Source organism: Aestuariimicrobium kwangyangense DSM 21549, from assembly GCF_000421525.1.
Taxonomy (GTDB): Bacteria; Actinomycetota; Actinomycetes; order Propionibacteriales; family Propionibacteriaceae; genus Aestuariimicrobium; species Aestuariimicrobium kwangyangense.
The window spans coordinates 483,114-498,664 of record NZ_ATXE01000001.1 but is presented as its reverse complement, the minus strand read 5'-3'; the positions used below and the strand labels follow the sequence as shown (position 1 = coordinate 498,664).

Sequence of the window (15,551 nt, the reverse complement as noted above, 5' to 3'; positions counted from 1 at the left end):
GTGATGGCCGCCACATTGGACGCCCGCGTCACATTGGGCCGCTTAAGTCCCCGTGAGCTCTCAGATCAGTCGGCTCTGGAACTCCGTGTACGCCCGCCTAAGGTCTGCCTCGCGGTCTAGCGTCCGATAAGGGGGTTCATACGTATACGTGTGACCGCTCTGCGGGTGAACAACCGATCTGAGCTCTACGGGGAGACCGTCCCCATGCTTACGGATCTCGGGCAGCAGCGACGACGGCACTTGCCTGCCGTTCGCGTCGAAGACGTAAGTTCGCTGGTCGTAACCTCGGAGAACAGGGAACTGCGTGCGATAGATCGTGATCAGCTCCTCGATCGTCACCCCCGTTTCAAGCGCCATGAGCGCGTCGACTTCCAACTGAGCCTGACGCCTATCGGATGACCTTCGCAGCGGCACGGATCCCGACCACCGCGGTGGCACATCACCGAGAGCTGGACGGCCTTCGTACTCGATCCCGCCAGTCCAGTAGTCCTCGGCAACCCGCTCGAGGTGTGTCCCGTCCCAGAACTCCCTGTATGCCTCTGTGAGACAGTTCAACCTCAGGACCCGGAGCAAGGCGAAGTCTAGAAGACGCCGGTCGCTGGGGAGTGGAATCCTCGTCATGGCGGTCATGTAGATGCCGCTCTTCGGTGCGCTGCGAATCACGAAGTCGCCCAGAAGGCTGCTCATCGAAGCGAGGACCAAGGCTAGGTCACGGACGCTCGCTCTTGGGCTGCCGGCCGAGAAGACCGCGTTCACATGAGTGAAGCCACTCGGCAGAAGAGTCGGGATCAGCGTTCGCTCACCAGTATTCGCAGCCATGCCGCGCCACGCGACGCGAGGAAGGCGTACGCTCGGCACGCCATCCCATTGCTGGTGAGAATTCTCAAAGAGACCTTCCGTCGCAAGTGGCTTGTACGAGGTGACCGGCAAGGCGTGAACTGGGAGGCGCTCGGTGTCCACCAACGACCAGTCAAGGTTGTTCCGCATCGTCGGGTTGGGGCTCTTGTAGAACGGGTTGTTGACGTGCAGATTCGGCCCCAGCAAGACCACGTTGGTGGCCGTCGACGGCTCACCCCATCGGGACTCGATCAAGTGCTTCTTGCGAGCATCGGTCTCGATCAGCCCGGGGCTGAATCGTAGGTCGCTGCTGGCAACTCGTGGCGATGCCCCAAGCTTCGCAAGGACAGAAGCGGCAGTCCTGTTCACCTCGTAGACCATCGCGGTGTGCAGGGCTGGGCTCCCACTCTCTCCAAGAATTGAGTTCCAGGATCGGAGTCCATCCAGGCCGACCTTCGTGATCCGGCCTGCGTGTGGTCGTAAGTCCCAGTGGCCGTCGTCGTCCTTTAGGCCAGGCTCAGTTCCTGAACCATCATGTTTGAGCGACCGCTCGACCGTGTCCGGGTGATAGAGCGACGTCGCTTGGAGGAAGGAAACCTCGTCGCGTGCCGCGCCGTAGACGTGGACGCCGTAACTCACGAGGTGATGCACCTCGAAGAGTGACAGTTCGTTGATGAACTGCCAGTGCCTTCGAAGGCGCCGGTAGGTCGCCGCACGAAGAAGCCCGGCACGTTCGTCGGTGAAGTGCGTCTCAGGATGGATGAGACCCACCGAACCTGTTGGTTTGGCGTGCCGCCAGCTTTGCTCCATGAAGCATCGATAGAGGTCTGGCCGTAGGCCGACCAGGTGCGGGAACCTCGTTTCATGCGACACGGCTTCGCGCACAGCCACCTGACCCACCAAAGCATCGAGGTAGTAGTTCTGAGCCGTCGTGGAACCAAGGGTCTCGTCCCGACGCACCGGGGCGAGCTTCGCTTCGACCTTGCCCTCAAGGCTCCACCTTGGATCAAACTCAGCAAGAATGGCCGCCTCATCCCAGTCAGGTCTGACCCACGGAGGGTTTCCGATCTGGAGGTCAAATCCGCCCCGCGAGAAGACCGGGGCGAAGTCAAGCTCCCAGTGAAAGAAGCCCTGTTGCGCGGCGACGCGCTCTGCGGCAGCCAGCCATGGGTGCTCGTCGAGGACCTTTGCGACGTCGCTGACCATCGCGAAACCAAGGTCGCTCTCTTCGGCAACACCGAGGTCGTCCCAGGCCGCCGCAGAGGCCAATGACAACTGACCCACGTGCTGCTTCTTCACGTTCCCGACTCGACCGAGGAGTTTCTGGAGCGTCTCTATCCACTCATCAATGGACGGCGGCGCGGTCTCCTCTGTCAATGGCCAGAACCACAGGGCGCACCAGGCATCCATCACCCGACGTAGGCGGCGGTAGGCGCCATTCGGGTTCGCGAGATTTTCTTCGATCTGGTCGCGGGTGACGGCACCACCCACTGGCAGGTCGTCAGCACCCCACACGTCGATCGAGCGGCGGATCTCGCTCTCAGCGATCGAGAGACGACGCCATGCGAGTTGCCAGAGAGTCTCCACTCGACGTCCAAGACCGACGAGTGTCTCGACCTGTGCCTTCGTCGGCTGAACAAGAACCTGCTTGCGCCACTGCTTCAGCCTCTCCAGTGCCTCAGGAGCGATTTCCTTGGCCTCCTTGGCATTGATCGCTGACCCCCAGCCCTCTGCCGGGAGCAGGAAGTGGTGAACTCCGCCGCTCGCTGCACCGAGACGACCTTCGGCGTCGGGGATGCCGGTGAGCGGAACATCCCTGGGAACATCTTTCAACCACGCCCGCTTCTTCTCCACCTGATGGCGTGCATAGACGGCGCGTCGTGCGCCAATCAGTGAATTGCCGCGACGCAGGTGCAGGCCGAACCACGGAGCTTGCAGCCCCTCCATCATGGTGTCGAGCCAGAGCGAGATCTCAGCCAGCTCGACAGCCGTGGAGTTGAGGTCAACGCCGTAGACGTTGTGGAGGGCGAGGTACGCCTTGACCTTCTGGAGTTCCTTCGGATACTCCTCTGGGTCGATCCGCTCCCCCAACTCGTCCTGCCGACGCGCGAGGTACTCGGCTGCCAATTGACGAACAGCTTCAATGGCGAACGCACCTGATCCCAGGGCAGGCTCACAGACGGTCATCGAGAGCACGTCCTTGGCCGGGGTTGCTTCGCCGCCCTGGTCGAGCAGCTCCTCGAGCGCTTGGCCGACGGTGAACCTGGTCAGCACCTCAGGGGTGTAGTACGACGCCGACTGTTGGCGCTCACGTCCGGCAAGCCGGAAGACGAACGAACCGTTCTTGTGGAGCACTGGCTTGCGCTCGCCGGTGATCGGGTCTTCGTAGCGAATGAAGTCCTTGTCATCGACGCTGCCCGCCCGGTCGAAGGGAACCAACCACGAACCCTTGGAACCGTCCCCGCCCTTGGCCACCTCATAGAGGTCGGTCTCGGCGAACCGCCCGGTGTACGACATCAGGCCCTCATACACGGCACCGAGCTGGTTGATGCCCAGTTCGGCATAGGAGATGAAGCCTCGGTCGCTCCCTCGCTTCTCCTTGCTGAGCAGCAAGTTCTGAAGCACACGCTGGAGCTCGACGTTGCTCAACTTGACCTCGTCGATGAGGGCAGTGGCTTCGGGACGGAAGAGGTCCGCCCGAAGCGACCGGAAGGTGAGGGCCTGCACCAGCCCCTCATCCCGCTGCTCCTCCGCAGGTACGTAGCCCTCGTCGACAAGCCTGAAGAGAACCGACAACGACTCGTAGAGGTGCGATCCGGCCTCGGCGCGCGGAGATGTCAAGGGGGTCTGGATGAGATCGCGCAATCGGTCAAGGCTGTAGCCCTGCTCGTATTCGGGCGCACCGGTGGGGAGCACCCCCAGTTGTGGTGAGGCCTCCGCATACAACAGGAAGAGGATCCGGTACAGGAAGCGCAAGGACTGCTTCGCGAGTGGTTGGGCCTCACTCTGCGGCAGCGGAGGAAAGCCGCGTGCGGCGCGTCTCGTCACCACGTCGTTGGCGATGATCTCGATGGACAGGCGGACGCCTTCGCGAAGATCCTGGGAGACCCCGACGGTGTGGTTGATCGACTCCTCGAGCACACGGTGCCACCAGATGTTGCCTTCGGCATCCGGCGCCAGTGACTCGGCTGCCACGCAGGCCAGAGCTGTGTCAGTCTCGCCGCCCTTCTTGTCGTCGCTTCGCTCGGTGACGAGTTGCAGGTCGACGGCAAGGTAACGGCCCTCGGGCCAGCGTTCGCGCTCGGCGACCAATGCGATTCTGCCGGCAAACACGAGGGCGAAATCGGGCGCGTCGTCCTCGACGAACATGGCCGAGAGCAATCGAGAGACGGACAGGATCTGGGTGGAGTCGTCCACGACGTATGGCTCGATCAGCGTCGCCACATCCTTCTCCAGCAGGTCTTCCGCCGTTTCGACGGGCGTGGCGGAAATGAGTGCGACAGCCGGGCCGTCGGGAAGGCTCACCTGCCGCACAAGGGTCACCGGGCCTGTGACTGTGCTGACCAGCCCGAGGGCGGTGTAGCCCAGGATGCGAATCAGGTCACTGCGGATCTCACCAGCGAGGTCGGGGGCGTCCGAAAGGGAGGCCAACCGGGCCAGCAGCGAACCCCGTGCCCCCGTGAATCGGGACCGTACCGACTCACCCTCAGTCTGCTCATCCCACCCCTTGCGCCGGGCAAGCACCTGAGCCTTGAAGGACTGGCTGGTCGCGTCGGTCGTGAAGTAGTGCTCGCTGATCCAGTCCTCACCGATCAGAATCGCGTCGCTTGCGCTCACTTCACACCCTCCTGTGGAACAACAATCAGCAGCGGACGGACCAACCGTTGATCTGGGAGCAGTGATTCAGCGATCTCCTTCTCCCCCAACACGCCCGACCGGCGATCACGAATCTCTGACCGCTGCACGAGAGCATGGGACTCGTCGTCCCACCTGTTGACCCGGTTGGCCCATGCCTCCACCCGAGCACGTGTGTCGTTCTCGGCTGCATCCACGACAGTGGAAAGAGTCTCCCGAGCCTGTCGAACGGCGGGTGCGACATACGTCGTCAGACTCTCCAAGTCTTCAGGTGACCCAGAGTTGACGCTCTTGCCGGCCATGCCCAGAGCCTCCAGTGCGCTGCGAAGGCTCGGATGTGGCTCGGTCAGGGCGAACTTGTCGGGGGCGCCGCCCACAAACCTCGTCAGGAGGAAGGACGAGGCCACGACTTGACCACGGCGGTTGCTCAACGTGCCATGCAGGAGAACGGCCACCTCGTCTACCGAACCGTGGACCGCGAACACCTGGTTGCGACCGAGCCGTGCGAGTGCGCGGTCGGCAGCCCAATCCAGCACAGGATGGAGCGGCGAAAGGTAGTGGGCCTCTGGCCAGAGGGTGTGTTCTCCGGCCCCCCGAGCCGCCTCCAAGGAGGCCTGACCACGCTCGAGAGTCGTGGCGAGGCGGAGCTGCTCGGTCACCTGACGATCCCTGATGTAGGACTGCGGCAGGACTTCCAACCGCTTGCGGAGATCCGGCGATGGAGCCAGATCGGCGATCTGATGGTTGGGAGCGTGTTTCCACGAAACACCGTCGGGCCACGGGAGGCCAGGAGTCTCCAGCACCTCATTGAGCGTGTCCATCAGGAAGTCGAGATCCGCGTCGTAGACCCCTGTCGGGCCGTCATTGATCGTCTCGACAGTCCCGCCCCCATCTGCACCGAGGAGCCGAGCGAACAGATCGTCGAAACTGTCGCCTGCACCCACCTCGTTGACCTCTTTGACGGCATCCTCGAAGCGTTGTTGACCCGCCAGCACCTTGCGAATCTCATCCTCTTCGGTTTTGACGTCATGTTTCCCCATCAGCGATGCGGAGTCTCCGAGAGCCTTGTGCGCCTCGTGCTCTCGCTCCATCAACCGGGTCAGCACCCGCAGATCACCCAGGGAGCTCTCGACGTCCGGATCGAGCAACAGGGTCGTGATGCGCGGCGAGTGCTTCTGCCCGTACCGATCCACGCGCCCGTTGCGTTGCTGGATGCGGATGAGCGACCAGGGGATGTCGAAGTGAATCAGGTTGTGGCACTGCAGGTGGAGGTTGACACCTTCGGAAGCAACATCACCCGTAACGAGAACTCGGATCGGTGAGGACTCAAGCTTGAACGACTCGACCACAGCCTGCTGATCGGTATCGGTCAGGCCACCGTGCAACACCTGAACCTCGTCCTTGGTGAAGCCGAAGTCCTTGCAGAGCTTCTCGCGCAGGAAGTGCAGTGTTGGCACGCGCTCTGCGAAGACGACGGCCCGCGTCGGCTTGCCCTTGCCAATGCCGATGTTCGTGAGATGTGCACGGAGGGCGTCGTATTTCGCGGTGGGCTCCTTCAGGCCGCGCTGGGCGAGCACCTCAAGACGCTCGAGAGCCGCCTTCTCGATCAGCGCGGCGTGAGACAGATCGTGGCCGAGGCGCTTGCGCCGCTCGGTGGCCGAGGCGAGCAGTGCGGCAGGCGACGACAGGAACGCCTTGACCAGCGTCCACGGGAACAGCGAGGAGTTCGGCCCTGAGTAGGGACTCTTGCCGCTGGAGGGGTGAAGCCACACTTCGTCGAGCTCTCGAGCAATCTCGTTCTCGATCGCGGACGCCTTGATGATCTGGTTGTCGGGCGGAAGCCGCTCGGCCCAGTCGGCGCCGACGAAACTCGCGACCTCTTCGCTGTGGCGATGCCGACGGATGACCAGGCGCGTCACCTCTTCCTCGACAAGGTCTCCGTCAGGAGTGACAGCACTCGGCTCCAACATCCGGATCAGCTCCGCGAAGGACTCCTTGCGACCGTTGTGCGGCGTCGCCGAGGCGAGGATCAGGGCGTCAGTGCGGCTGGACAGCAGGCGCGCGAGTCGGTTGTTCTGCGATGCCCCGGTGACGTTGTGGCTCTCATCGATGACGACGGCATCCCAGTGCTGCTTGCGGAGGTGATTGATGTAGCGATCGCTCTTGAGCGTGTCGATGGAGATGATGACGCGCTTGAAGTACGCGAATGGGTTTCGATTACCCGGCAGCTTCTGTCGGATGCGCTGGATACCAACGGAATCGAGGCGCACAAATGGAAGTGCGAACCGGGTCCACATCTCAAACTGCATCTGCTCAAGAACATGTCGCGGGGTCACGATGAGGATGCGCTCTCCGCGCCCACGGCGCACAAGCTCCGACAGAATCATGCCCATCTCCAGCGTCTTGCCGAGGCCGACAGCGTCGGCAAGAAGGATGCGGGGCCTCAGGTTGTCGGGTGACAGCGCCTTCCGCACGGCGGCCAGCTGATACGGGAGGCTGTCTGCGAGACCTTGTGCCGCAACGGTCAGGGCAGGGTCTGTGATGGGCACGGCAGTCTTGCGGGCCATGGCCTCAAGCCAGAGACGCGACCGACGGTGCCCTGGTGAGTCATCAGCGACGGCGACAGCCTCGGCCGGGTCGAGCACCTGGATCTCATCGAGGGCTGTTGAGAACGTTGCAGATGTGTCCCTCACCAACTCGGAGAGACCTTGCACCGTGACGAACCACTCACCGTCACTGGCCCGCTCTGCACGCGTGACCAGCCACTCTTCGTCCCGAATCAACAGCACCGAGCCAGCCGCCAACAGCGAGTCACCCACCTGACTCATCGATGGTCACTCCTGCGTTGGTCACTCGTCATCACAACGGTCAACCTATCGACTGTCACAGAGAACAGGTGCACTCCATGGTCGCTTGGAAGACGGCTGCCGGTCATTGCGGTCATGTCGCCTTGAACACCCCAGCCAGCACCTGCCTTGTCGACGCCACGTCGATCGTCCCCTCGTCCTCTCGCAGCATCGCCATCAGCTTCTTCGGCCACAGCGCCATCACTCCCCTGCTGGTGAACGATCCACCGATGAGCGGCCAATCCGCTTCCACGAAACAGAGCACTCCGTTCACCCGAACCTCAGGAACGACGCCACGCACCAACCCCACCTGCTTGATCACCCCGTCGACCAGCGGGGTACCGTCGCGTGAGCCGACGTAGACCTTCTCAACCCGTGGCCGCAGGAATCCGCCTTCGATCACCAGCCGCGGTCGTCCCTTGTACCGCTTGGCGTCGATCACCCACACCCCACCGCGCGTGATGACGATGTGGTCGATGTTCGCCCGCGACTTGGGGATCCGTCGGTCGTGTAGCACCGCGATCTGATCGCCCGCCAGACCATCGAGCCGTGCCCCGAGCTTCTCCTCGCCCACGGCGCCGATCGCCCAGGCCTTGGTGCTCTGCTTCTCGTCCGACAGCGCGACGGCCAACCCGCCGAATCGTCCCCACTTCTCGCGGGTGCGGGCTTCATCCTTGGCCTTGCGTCGCTCGTACTCCCGGCGTGCCGACGACCCGGCCACCCCGGAGTCGTCGACCACCTCCACCACGGGCATCGGCTCGGGCGCGGGCGTCGCCACAGCGACGTCGACAGCCACGTCCACAGACACGGGCACCGACTCCGGCGCCGGGATCACCTCAGCCACAGGCTCTGGACTGGGTTCCTCGACCGCTACCGACGAACACACCACACACCGGACTGTCTTGCTGTCGCGTTCGTAGATGGCATCGGCCTTCGCCGGCAATTCCACGCCACACAAGCGGCAATTTCCTGCATATCGCAGCTTCATCCGCTTCTCACCCAAGGGTGCGTGGTCACTGCGTGGCACCGTCGCCACATTTTCGTCCGCCTGTTCTGCCGACATGATCCCCCACTCCCTCAGCATTGTCGCGCCCACCGTATCGGGCGGCGAGCCCAATCGACGCTGTGGGAGAAGTATTTGGGACACAGCTTGTCGCACATTCCGAAACCACACCACAATTGCCTCATGGGGGAATCCTGGGCTGGGCGTGGCTGGACGCTGCACCACGACCAACGCGGTCTCGTGCTCACCACCGCCCGTGGCTCCGAGGTCTTCCACGGCTACGACGTCCGCAAACTCTCGGTCCGTCGCGGACTGCTGGGGCACTGCCTGGTGGTCGAGGGGCGACCCGACCTGCAACTGTCCGGACTGCCCCACCGTGCTGCCGCCGAGGTGCGAAGCGCCATTCAGTGTCACCTAGCGCTGGCGATGATTCGTCCGATGCTGGCGTCGGCGGCCCAGTGGGGGCGCACCTTCGATGCCTTTCTGTCCGACCGCGCCGCGACCCACCGATGGATCAATCACGACGAGGCGGCAAGCGCCATTTCCGGGCACGTGGGGTCGGGTGCGGTGTTGGGCAGGCTGAAGCCCGATGAGGTGCGGTTGGTGATGCCGCTGCTGACGTCGGACGACATTGCCGTGCTCACCCGCATCGACCAGAACCCCTGGCAGGCCGTCGCCCGGGCCAATGCGCAGGTCACCGCCCACACGCGACAGTCGTGGACCGATTTCCTGGCCAAGGTCGAACGCAGCCCCCTGACCGAGGAACAGATCGATGTCGTGTTGTGTGAGGACAGTCGCATCCGGGTGATCGCCGCTGCCGGGTCGGGGAAGACGTCCGTGCTGGTCGCCCGCACCGCCTACACCCTTGCTCGGGGACTGGTGCCGCCCGAGCAGATCCTGCTGATGGCCTTCAACAACGACGCCGCGGTCGAACTCGCCGAACGCGTCACCAGCCGGTGCGCGGCACTCGGCATCCCCAGCGAAGGTGTCAAGGTCGCCACGTTCCACGGCTTCGGGCTGGAACTCATCGGCCTCGCCACCGGCCGCAAGCCCCGCATCGCGCCATGGGTGGAGAACGGCGAGGAACTCGCCCACTTGGCAGGGATCATCGAGCGGCTTCGGCAGGAATCTCCGCGGTTCCGCCAGCAGTGGGACGTCTTCCGGATGTTGTTCGGGTCTCCCCCCGCTCCCGAGGGATCGAAGTCCGCCGACAGCTACGACAAGGCCAGTGGCCGCGCCGGGCTCCGCACGTTCCGCGGTGAGATCGTCCGCAGTGAGGGCGAGTGCATGATCGCCAACTTCCTGTTCATGCACGGGGTCAACTACGCCTACGAACACCCCTATGACCACGACGTCAGCGACTCGCGCCACGGACAGTACCGTCCCGACTTCCACTACCCCGACGTCGGCGTCTGGCACGAACACTGGGCCCTCGACGCCGAGGGCCGCCCACCCCGGGAGTTCACCGGCTACCGCGAATCGATGCGATGGAAGAAGGCACTCCACCAGCGGCACGGAACCCCGCTGATCGAGACCACCTGGCACGGGGTGATGCAGCCGGACGGGCTCACCTCGCTCGCCACCCAGCTGCGCTCCCACGGGCTCGAGCTGCAGTGGGACGCCGACCGTCCGATTCCGGGAGCGCCCCCGGTCGACCAGAAGCGCATCGTGCAACTGATGCGCACCTTCATGACGCACGTGAAGTCGAACTCCCTGACCCGCGAACAGGTGGCTTCCCGACTGCCCGAGAAGCCGACCCCACGCACGCTGAGGTTCCTGGAGCTCTATTGGCAGGTGCACGACCGCTGGGAGGCCGACCTGCGCGAACACCACAGCATCGACTTCGACGACATGCTGGTGAAGGCCGCCGACCTGCTGGAGCAGCGTCCCAACCTGACCGACCACCGACTGGTGATGGTCGACGAGTTCCAGGACGCCAGCCAGGCGCGCGCCCGGCTGACCCGGGCGCTGCTGCACGGTCCGGGACGAACCCTGCTCGCCGTCGGCGACGACTGGCAGTCGATCAACCGGTTCGCCGGCGCCGACCTGTCCGTGATGACCGACTTCGCCCGCATGTTCGGACCCACCACCACAGTGCACCTGCAGACGACCTTCCGCAGCTCCCAGTCGATCAGCGACGTGGCCTCGGGTTTCGTCCGCCGGAACCCCGCACAGATCCACAAACTGGTGCGGTCGGTGCACCCCGGCGTGGCCCAGCCGGTGACCATCATCCGCGTCGCGCACGAGGGGGCGATTCCCGAGGTGGTGGGGAAGCGGCTGAAAGAGCTGGGTGAGGGACGGTCCCCCGAGGACGAGCCGGTCACCGTGCAGGTGCTGGGACGCTACCGCGACGACCAGAAGTACCTCTCGCGCGCCACGATCAAGGGGGTCGACGTCACCTACCGGACGATCCATCGCTCGAAGGGGTTGGAGGCCGACCATGTGATCCTGCCCAGGGTCACCACCGGACGACGAGGCTTCCCCAGCCTGCACCACGACGACCCGGTGCTGGGGTTGGCTATGGCTTCGTCCGACGGATTCCCGCATTCGGAGGAACGGCGTCTCTTCTATGTGGCGCTCACCCGAGCCAGGCACAGTGTCACCGTGATCACGGTCATCGGGTCGGAGTCGCCGTTCGTGGCGGAGTTGCTCACGGATCCGCGTGTGCGGGTCGAGAGCCCCGACGGAACCGCAGCACGCCCATGCCCTGCGTGCGGACAGGGAGTGTTGGTGGCGCGGACGAGCCAGCACGGCCCCTTCCTGGGATGTTCGACCTTCCCGGCCTGCCGCCATGTCGATCGCGGGCAGCCGCGGGCGGTGAGCCACCGCCGTCCCGCCGGCCCGAGCTGATCCGGGTCGCTCGCAGCTGGCCAGAATCTGCGCAGGGGTAGGGTGAACGGCCGGACCCAACCCAGGAGGCACTCCCCATGGCCGACACCGGACACGCCCGCGTCAATCCACGCGTCATCGTCATCGCGCTCGCCGCAGCACTCGGGGGGTTCCTGTTCGGCTTCGACACCGCCGTCATCAACGGTGCCGTCAATGCCCTGAGCGATCGGTTCACCCTGTCGGCGGCCCTCACCGGGTTCGCGGTCTCGTCCGCCCTGCTGGGCTGCGCGATCGGCGCCTGGTTCGCCGGACCCATCGCCAACCGCCGCGGACGCATCCCCGTGATGGTGGTCGCCGCCCTACTCTTCCTGATCTCGGCCATCGGCTCGGGGCTCGCGTTCAGCGTGGTCGACCTGATCGTCTGGCGCGTCATCGGCGGCCTGGGCATCGGCGCCGCATCGGTGATCGCCCCTGCCTACATCGCCGAGGTCAGCCCCGCCCACGTGCGCGGACGCCTCGGCTCCCTGCAGCAGCTCGCCATCGTCAGCGGCATCTTCGTCGCCTTGCTGTCGAATGCCCTGTTGGCCAATGTCGCGGGGGGCGCCGCCAACGTGCTGTGGCTCGGACTGCCCGCCTGGCGTTGGATGTTCATGGTCGCCGCCATCCCCGCCCTCGTCTACGGCGTGATGTCGCTGCGCCTGCCCGAGTCCCCCCGCTTCCTGGTGGCCCGCGGGGACGTCGACAAGGCCTCGGCCGTGCTGCTCGACTTCACCGGCGAGCTCGACGTGAACCTGCGCATCGAGCAGATCCGCTCGTCGATCGCCAGCGAGAAGCGCGAGTCGTTCTCCGACCTGCGCGGGTCGGCGCTGGGTCTGAAGCCGATCGTGTGGGTGGGCATTCTGCTGTCGGTGTTCCAGCAGTTCGTCGGCATCAACGTGATCTTCTACTACTCCACCACCCTGTGGCGTTCGGTCGGTTTCGACGAGTCGCAGGCCCTCACCACCAGCGTCATCACCTCGATCACCAACATCGTGGTGACGATCGTGGCCATCCTGCTGGTCGACCGGGTCGGACGGCGCATCATGCTGCTGGTCGGCTCGGTCGGCATGGCCGTGGCACTGGGCACCATGGCCGTCGCCTTCTCGTTCAGCCAGGGCACCGGAGACCAGGTGTCCCTCCCCCAGCCGTGGGCCACCATCGCGCTGATCGCCGCCAACGCCTTCGTGGTCGCCTTCGGTGCCACCTGGGGTCCGCTGGTGTGGGTGCTGCTCGGCGAGATGTTCCCCAACCGCATCCGCGCCGGAGCCCTCGCCGTGGCCGCCGCCGCCCAGTGGGTCGCCAACTTCGTGATCTCAACCACCTTCCCGGCCCTCTCGGCGGTGGGCCTCACCCTGGCCTACGGCCTCTACGCCGCCTTTGCCGCCCTGTCGTTCGTCTTCGTGTGGCTGAGGGTGCCCGAGACGAAGGGCATCGAACTGGAGGACATGACCGATGAGGCAACCGTCCGCCGCCGCAGGCCCCAGCCCGAGACCCAGACCGTCTGAGCCAGGCAGTTCAGATCCATACGCTGAGCGATACAAACTGGCGACTTCGATAACGTGCGCTTATGTGAGCTTGTACACTGGGCTCATGATTGACGCTGCCGGACTGCGCGTGATCCGCGCCATCGATGAACACGGGAGCTTCACGGCCGCCGCGTTGCACCTCGGTTACTCACAACCCGCCGTCTCGCAGATGGTGAAGCGACTGGAACAGCGACTTGGCACCGTCCTGGTCGAGCGGGTCGGCCGCAACGTGCGCCTCACCGAGGCCGGCGAGGTGCTGAGCCGGGCAGCCGTCCCGGTGATGTCGGCCTTGGCGACCGCCGAGGAGGAGATCGCCTCGATCACCGGGCTGCGTAGCGGGCGCGTGCGCCTGATGGCCTTCCCGTCGAGCTCGGTGACCCTGGTGCCGAGGGCCCTCGCCCATGTCCGCAGCCAGCACCCCGGCGTGCAGGTGACCTTCACCGAGGCCGAGCCCCCCGAGTCGATTGCGGCGCTACGGGCGGGCGAGTGCGACCTGGCCGTTGCCTTCTCCTACCCCGGCTCGCCCGTGGGACGGGGCGAGGACCTCGAGGACTTCGTCGTCCACCACCTGCTCACCGAGGAGGTGAGGGTGGCGCTGCCCACCACGCATCGCCTGGCCGGCGACGAGGTCGTCGACATGGCCGACCTGGCCGACGAGGACTGGATCGCGGGCTGCCCCCGGTGTCGGGGACACCTGCTGCAGGTGGCCGCGGACGCGGGCTTCCAGCCGAAGTTGTCGTTCGAGACCGAGGACTATGTCGCCGTCCAGGGGTTCGTGGCAGCCGGACTGGGGGTGGCGATGATCCCCGACCTGATCAGACACTCGACGCACAACGATGACGTGGTGGTGAAGCGGCTGGCGCAGCGGACGGTTCGCGAGATCCACGTGGTCACCACCGAGGACCTCGAGCGGGTGCCCGCCGTGGCCGCCACTCTCGAGGCCCTGCGCACCAACGCCTGCAAGGCCGTACCGGACGACCAACCCGTGGGCTGAGGCCTCAGTCGTCCAGGTGGGCGTAGTCGCGCGCCACCGCCGCGATCAGGGCCGGATGGGTGCCGATGGGGTGGGTGACTGCGGCGACCTCCCGGGCCAGGTCATGGAAGTAGCCGGGAGCCAGCAGGAGACTGACGGCAGCAGGCTCGTCCGAACCCTCGCGCAGGGCACTCACCGCCTCGTCCGCAGGCACCGCGGACGCAGCCAGGGCAACCGGGGTGACCGGACGACCGACCCGCTCCCCCAGGCGGCGCGCGATCTCGGCGACCCGCTCCTGGGCCACGGGCATCCGGGAACCGGCCCACAGCAGGGCCACGGGGGTGGCGGCGTCGGAAGCCTGGTCGCCCAGCCGCTCCACCAGCGCATCGACCAGGCCCGGCGAGTCGCCGACGGGCGCCAGCACCGTCGCTCCGGGGTTGGCCGCCGCGGCCCTCTTCACGTCGACCAGCAGGTGGAAACCCCCGCCCACCAGCCACGGGACGACCACCGGTGAGTCGAGACCGGCCACCACCTCGTCCACCGTCGGTTCCAGCACGTCGATCCACCCGACCGTCACCGCCGCCCCGGTCGCCGACGCCAACAGTTCGGCGGCGCGGGTGATCGTCCGTTGACCCAACTGGGAACGGGTGCCGTGGGCGGCGACGACGATCGGGCGCGACATCAGGCGGGGGTTCCTGCCTGTTCGGGAGCAGTGAGGGAGTCGAGGCTACCGGCCAGCAACGCTTCGTCGCGGCGTTCGCGCAGCACCCGGGCCCGGTGGCGTTGCACCGCGATGGCCACCAGCAGGGCACCGGTGGCACCGACCGTCGCCAGCACCGTGGCGCGCACGTCGGCGGAGACGCCGAAGTTCTTCAGCAGGGTGCGCAGGTTGGTGACGACGATCAGCGCCCCAGCGCCGGTTCCGAGCACCGCGGACGGCAGTCGGCTCACCAGCCAGGCAGCGATGGGAGCGGCGACCAGTCCTCCGAGCAACAGGGCTGCGACGAAGCCGAGGTTGATGCCGGCGGTGCCGAGACCCAGCAGGAAGCCCAACGACGCGAAGATCGTGACCAGGAATTCAGAGGTGTCGACCGAACCCACGACGGTGCGCGGCTTCGTGCGTCCCACGACCAGCAGGGTGGTCGTGGAGACCGGACCCCAGCCACCTCCCCCGGTGGCGTCGACGAATCCACCGACGAGCCCCAACGGGGTGAGGAAGCCGGTGGGCAGCTTGCCCGGCTTCAGCACCTGGGCATGGCCCGCCACCCGGACGAACCGGGTCAGCAGGAAGGCGCCCAGCACGAACAGCAGTCCGGCCATCACCGGTGTGGCGCTCTCGGTCGACAACCGCGACAGCAGGGTCGCCCCCAGGAAGGCGCCGACGGCCCCGGGGATGCCGAGCCGGATGGTCAGCCCCCAGTCCACATTGCCGAACTTGTGGTGGGAGATGCCCGACACGAGGGTGGTGCCGAGTTCGGCCAGGTGCACCGAGGCGGAGGCTGCTGCGGGCGTCAGGCCCGCGATCAGCAACAGTGAGGTCGAGGTGACGCCGTAGCCCATACCGAGGGCACCGTCGACGAGTTGGGCGATGAGTCCGACGATGGCCAGACCGATGAGTTTGCGCATGGGTGGGCTCCTTCCGG

The 15,551-nt window shown here is 65.6% G+C and carries 8 protein-coding genes; 3 read left to right on the top strand and 5 right to left on the bottom strand.

Annotated features, from left to right (window positions below):
* Positions 1–60: 60 nt before the first annotated feature.
* The 3 genes from H507_RS0102265 to H507_RS0102255 form a co-directional block, all read right to left on the bottom strand.
* The gene (locus H507_RS0102265; protein ID WP_022909109.1) at positions 61–4,674 is read right to left on the bottom strand and encodes a restriction endonuclease subunit M; all 4,614 of its coding nucleotides are present in this window, start codon (positions 4,672–4,674) and stop codon (positions 61–63) included.
* Positions 4,671–7,520: a helicase-related protein gene (locus H507_RS18410; protein WP_022909108.1), complete on the bottom strand. Its 2,850-nt coding sequence runs from the start codon at positions 7,518–7,520 to the stop codon at positions 4,671–4,673. Before H507_RS18410 ends, H507_RS0102265 begins: the two co-directional genes overlap by 4 nt.
* Positions 7,521–7,632: 112 nt before the next feature.
* Positions 7,633–8,334, bottom strand: a complete 702-nt coding sequence (locus H507_RS0102255) for a nuclease-related domain-containing protein (RefSeq protein WP_245558806.1) — start codon at positions 8,332–8,334, stop codon at positions 7,633–7,635.
* A 390-nt stretch (positions 8,335–8,724) separates the two neighbouring features.
* On the opposite strand from H507_RS0102255, the gene H507_RS14135 reads away from it, so the two are divergent.
* The 3 genes from H507_RS14135 to H507_RS0102240 all read left to right on the top strand — a co-directional run bounded on the left by H507_RS14135 (position 8,725) and on the right by H507_RS0102240 (position 13,929).
* On the top strand, positions 8,725–11,391 hold the full coding sequence (locus H507_RS14135) for a UvrD-helicase domain-containing protein (RefSeq protein ID WP_022909106.1): 2,667 nt from the start codon (positions 8,725–8,727) through the stop codon (positions 11,389–11,391).
* Positions 11,392–11,468: 77 nt separating this feature from the next.
* The gene (locus H507_RS0102245; protein ID WP_022909105.1) at positions 11,469–12,914 is read left to right on the top strand and encodes a sugar porter family MFS transporter; all 1,446 of its coding nucleotides are present in this window, start codon (positions 11,469–11,471) and stop codon (positions 12,912–12,914) included.
* Positions 12,915–12,999: 85 nt separating this feature from the next.
* Positions 13,000–13,929: a LysR family transcriptional regulator gene (locus tag H507_RS0102240; RefSeq protein WP_022909104.1), complete on the top strand. Its 930-nt coding sequence runs from the start codon at positions 13,000–13,002 to the stop codon at positions 13,927–13,929.
* A 4-nt stretch (positions 13,930–13,933) separates the two neighbouring features.
* Here H507_RS0102240 and H507_RS14130 read toward each other — a convergent pair whose 3' ends face one another.
* Entirely contained in the window at positions 13,934–14,590 is a 657-nt protein-coding gene (locus H507_RS14130; protein ID WP_022909103.1) for a sirohydrochlorin chelatase, read from the bottom strand.
* Complete coding sequence (locus tag H507_RS14125; protein WP_022909102.1) at positions 14,590–15,534, bottom strand: sulfite exporter TauE/SafE family protein; 945 nt, start codon at positions 15,532–15,534, stop codon at positions 14,590–14,592. Before H507_RS14125 ends, H507_RS14130 begins: the two co-directional genes overlap by 1 nt.
* Between the last annotated feature and the right edge of the window lie 17 nt (positions 15,535–15,551).

What these genes read in the sequence shown, in the direction of transcription:
- H507_RS14125 (WP_022909102.1), bottom strand. Translation starts at nt 15,534, where the DNA reads ATGCGCAAACTCATCGGTCTGGCCATCGTCGGACTCATCGCCCAACTC.
- H507_RS0102245 (WP_022909105.1), top strand. Translation starts at nt 11,469, where the DNA reads ATGGCCGACACCGGACACGCCCGCGTCAATCCACGCGTCATCGTCATC.
- H507_RS0102240 (WP_022909104.1), top strand. Translation starts at nt 13,000, where the DNA reads ATGATTGACGCTGCCGGACTGCGCGTGATCCGCGCCATCGATGAACAC.
- H507_RS18410 (WP_022909108.1), bottom strand. Translation starts at nt 7,520, where the DNA reads ATGAGTCAGGTGGGTGACTCGCTGTTGGCGGCTGGCTCGGTGCTGTTG.
- H507_RS14130 (WP_022909103.1), bottom strand. Translation starts at nt 14,590, where the DNA reads ATGTCGCGCCCGATCGTCGTCGCCGCCCACGGCACCCGTTCCCAGTTG.
- H507_RS14135 (WP_022909106.1), top strand. Translation starts at nt 8,725, where the DNA reads ATGGGGGAATCCTGGGCTGGGCGTGGCTGGACGCTGCACCACGACCAA.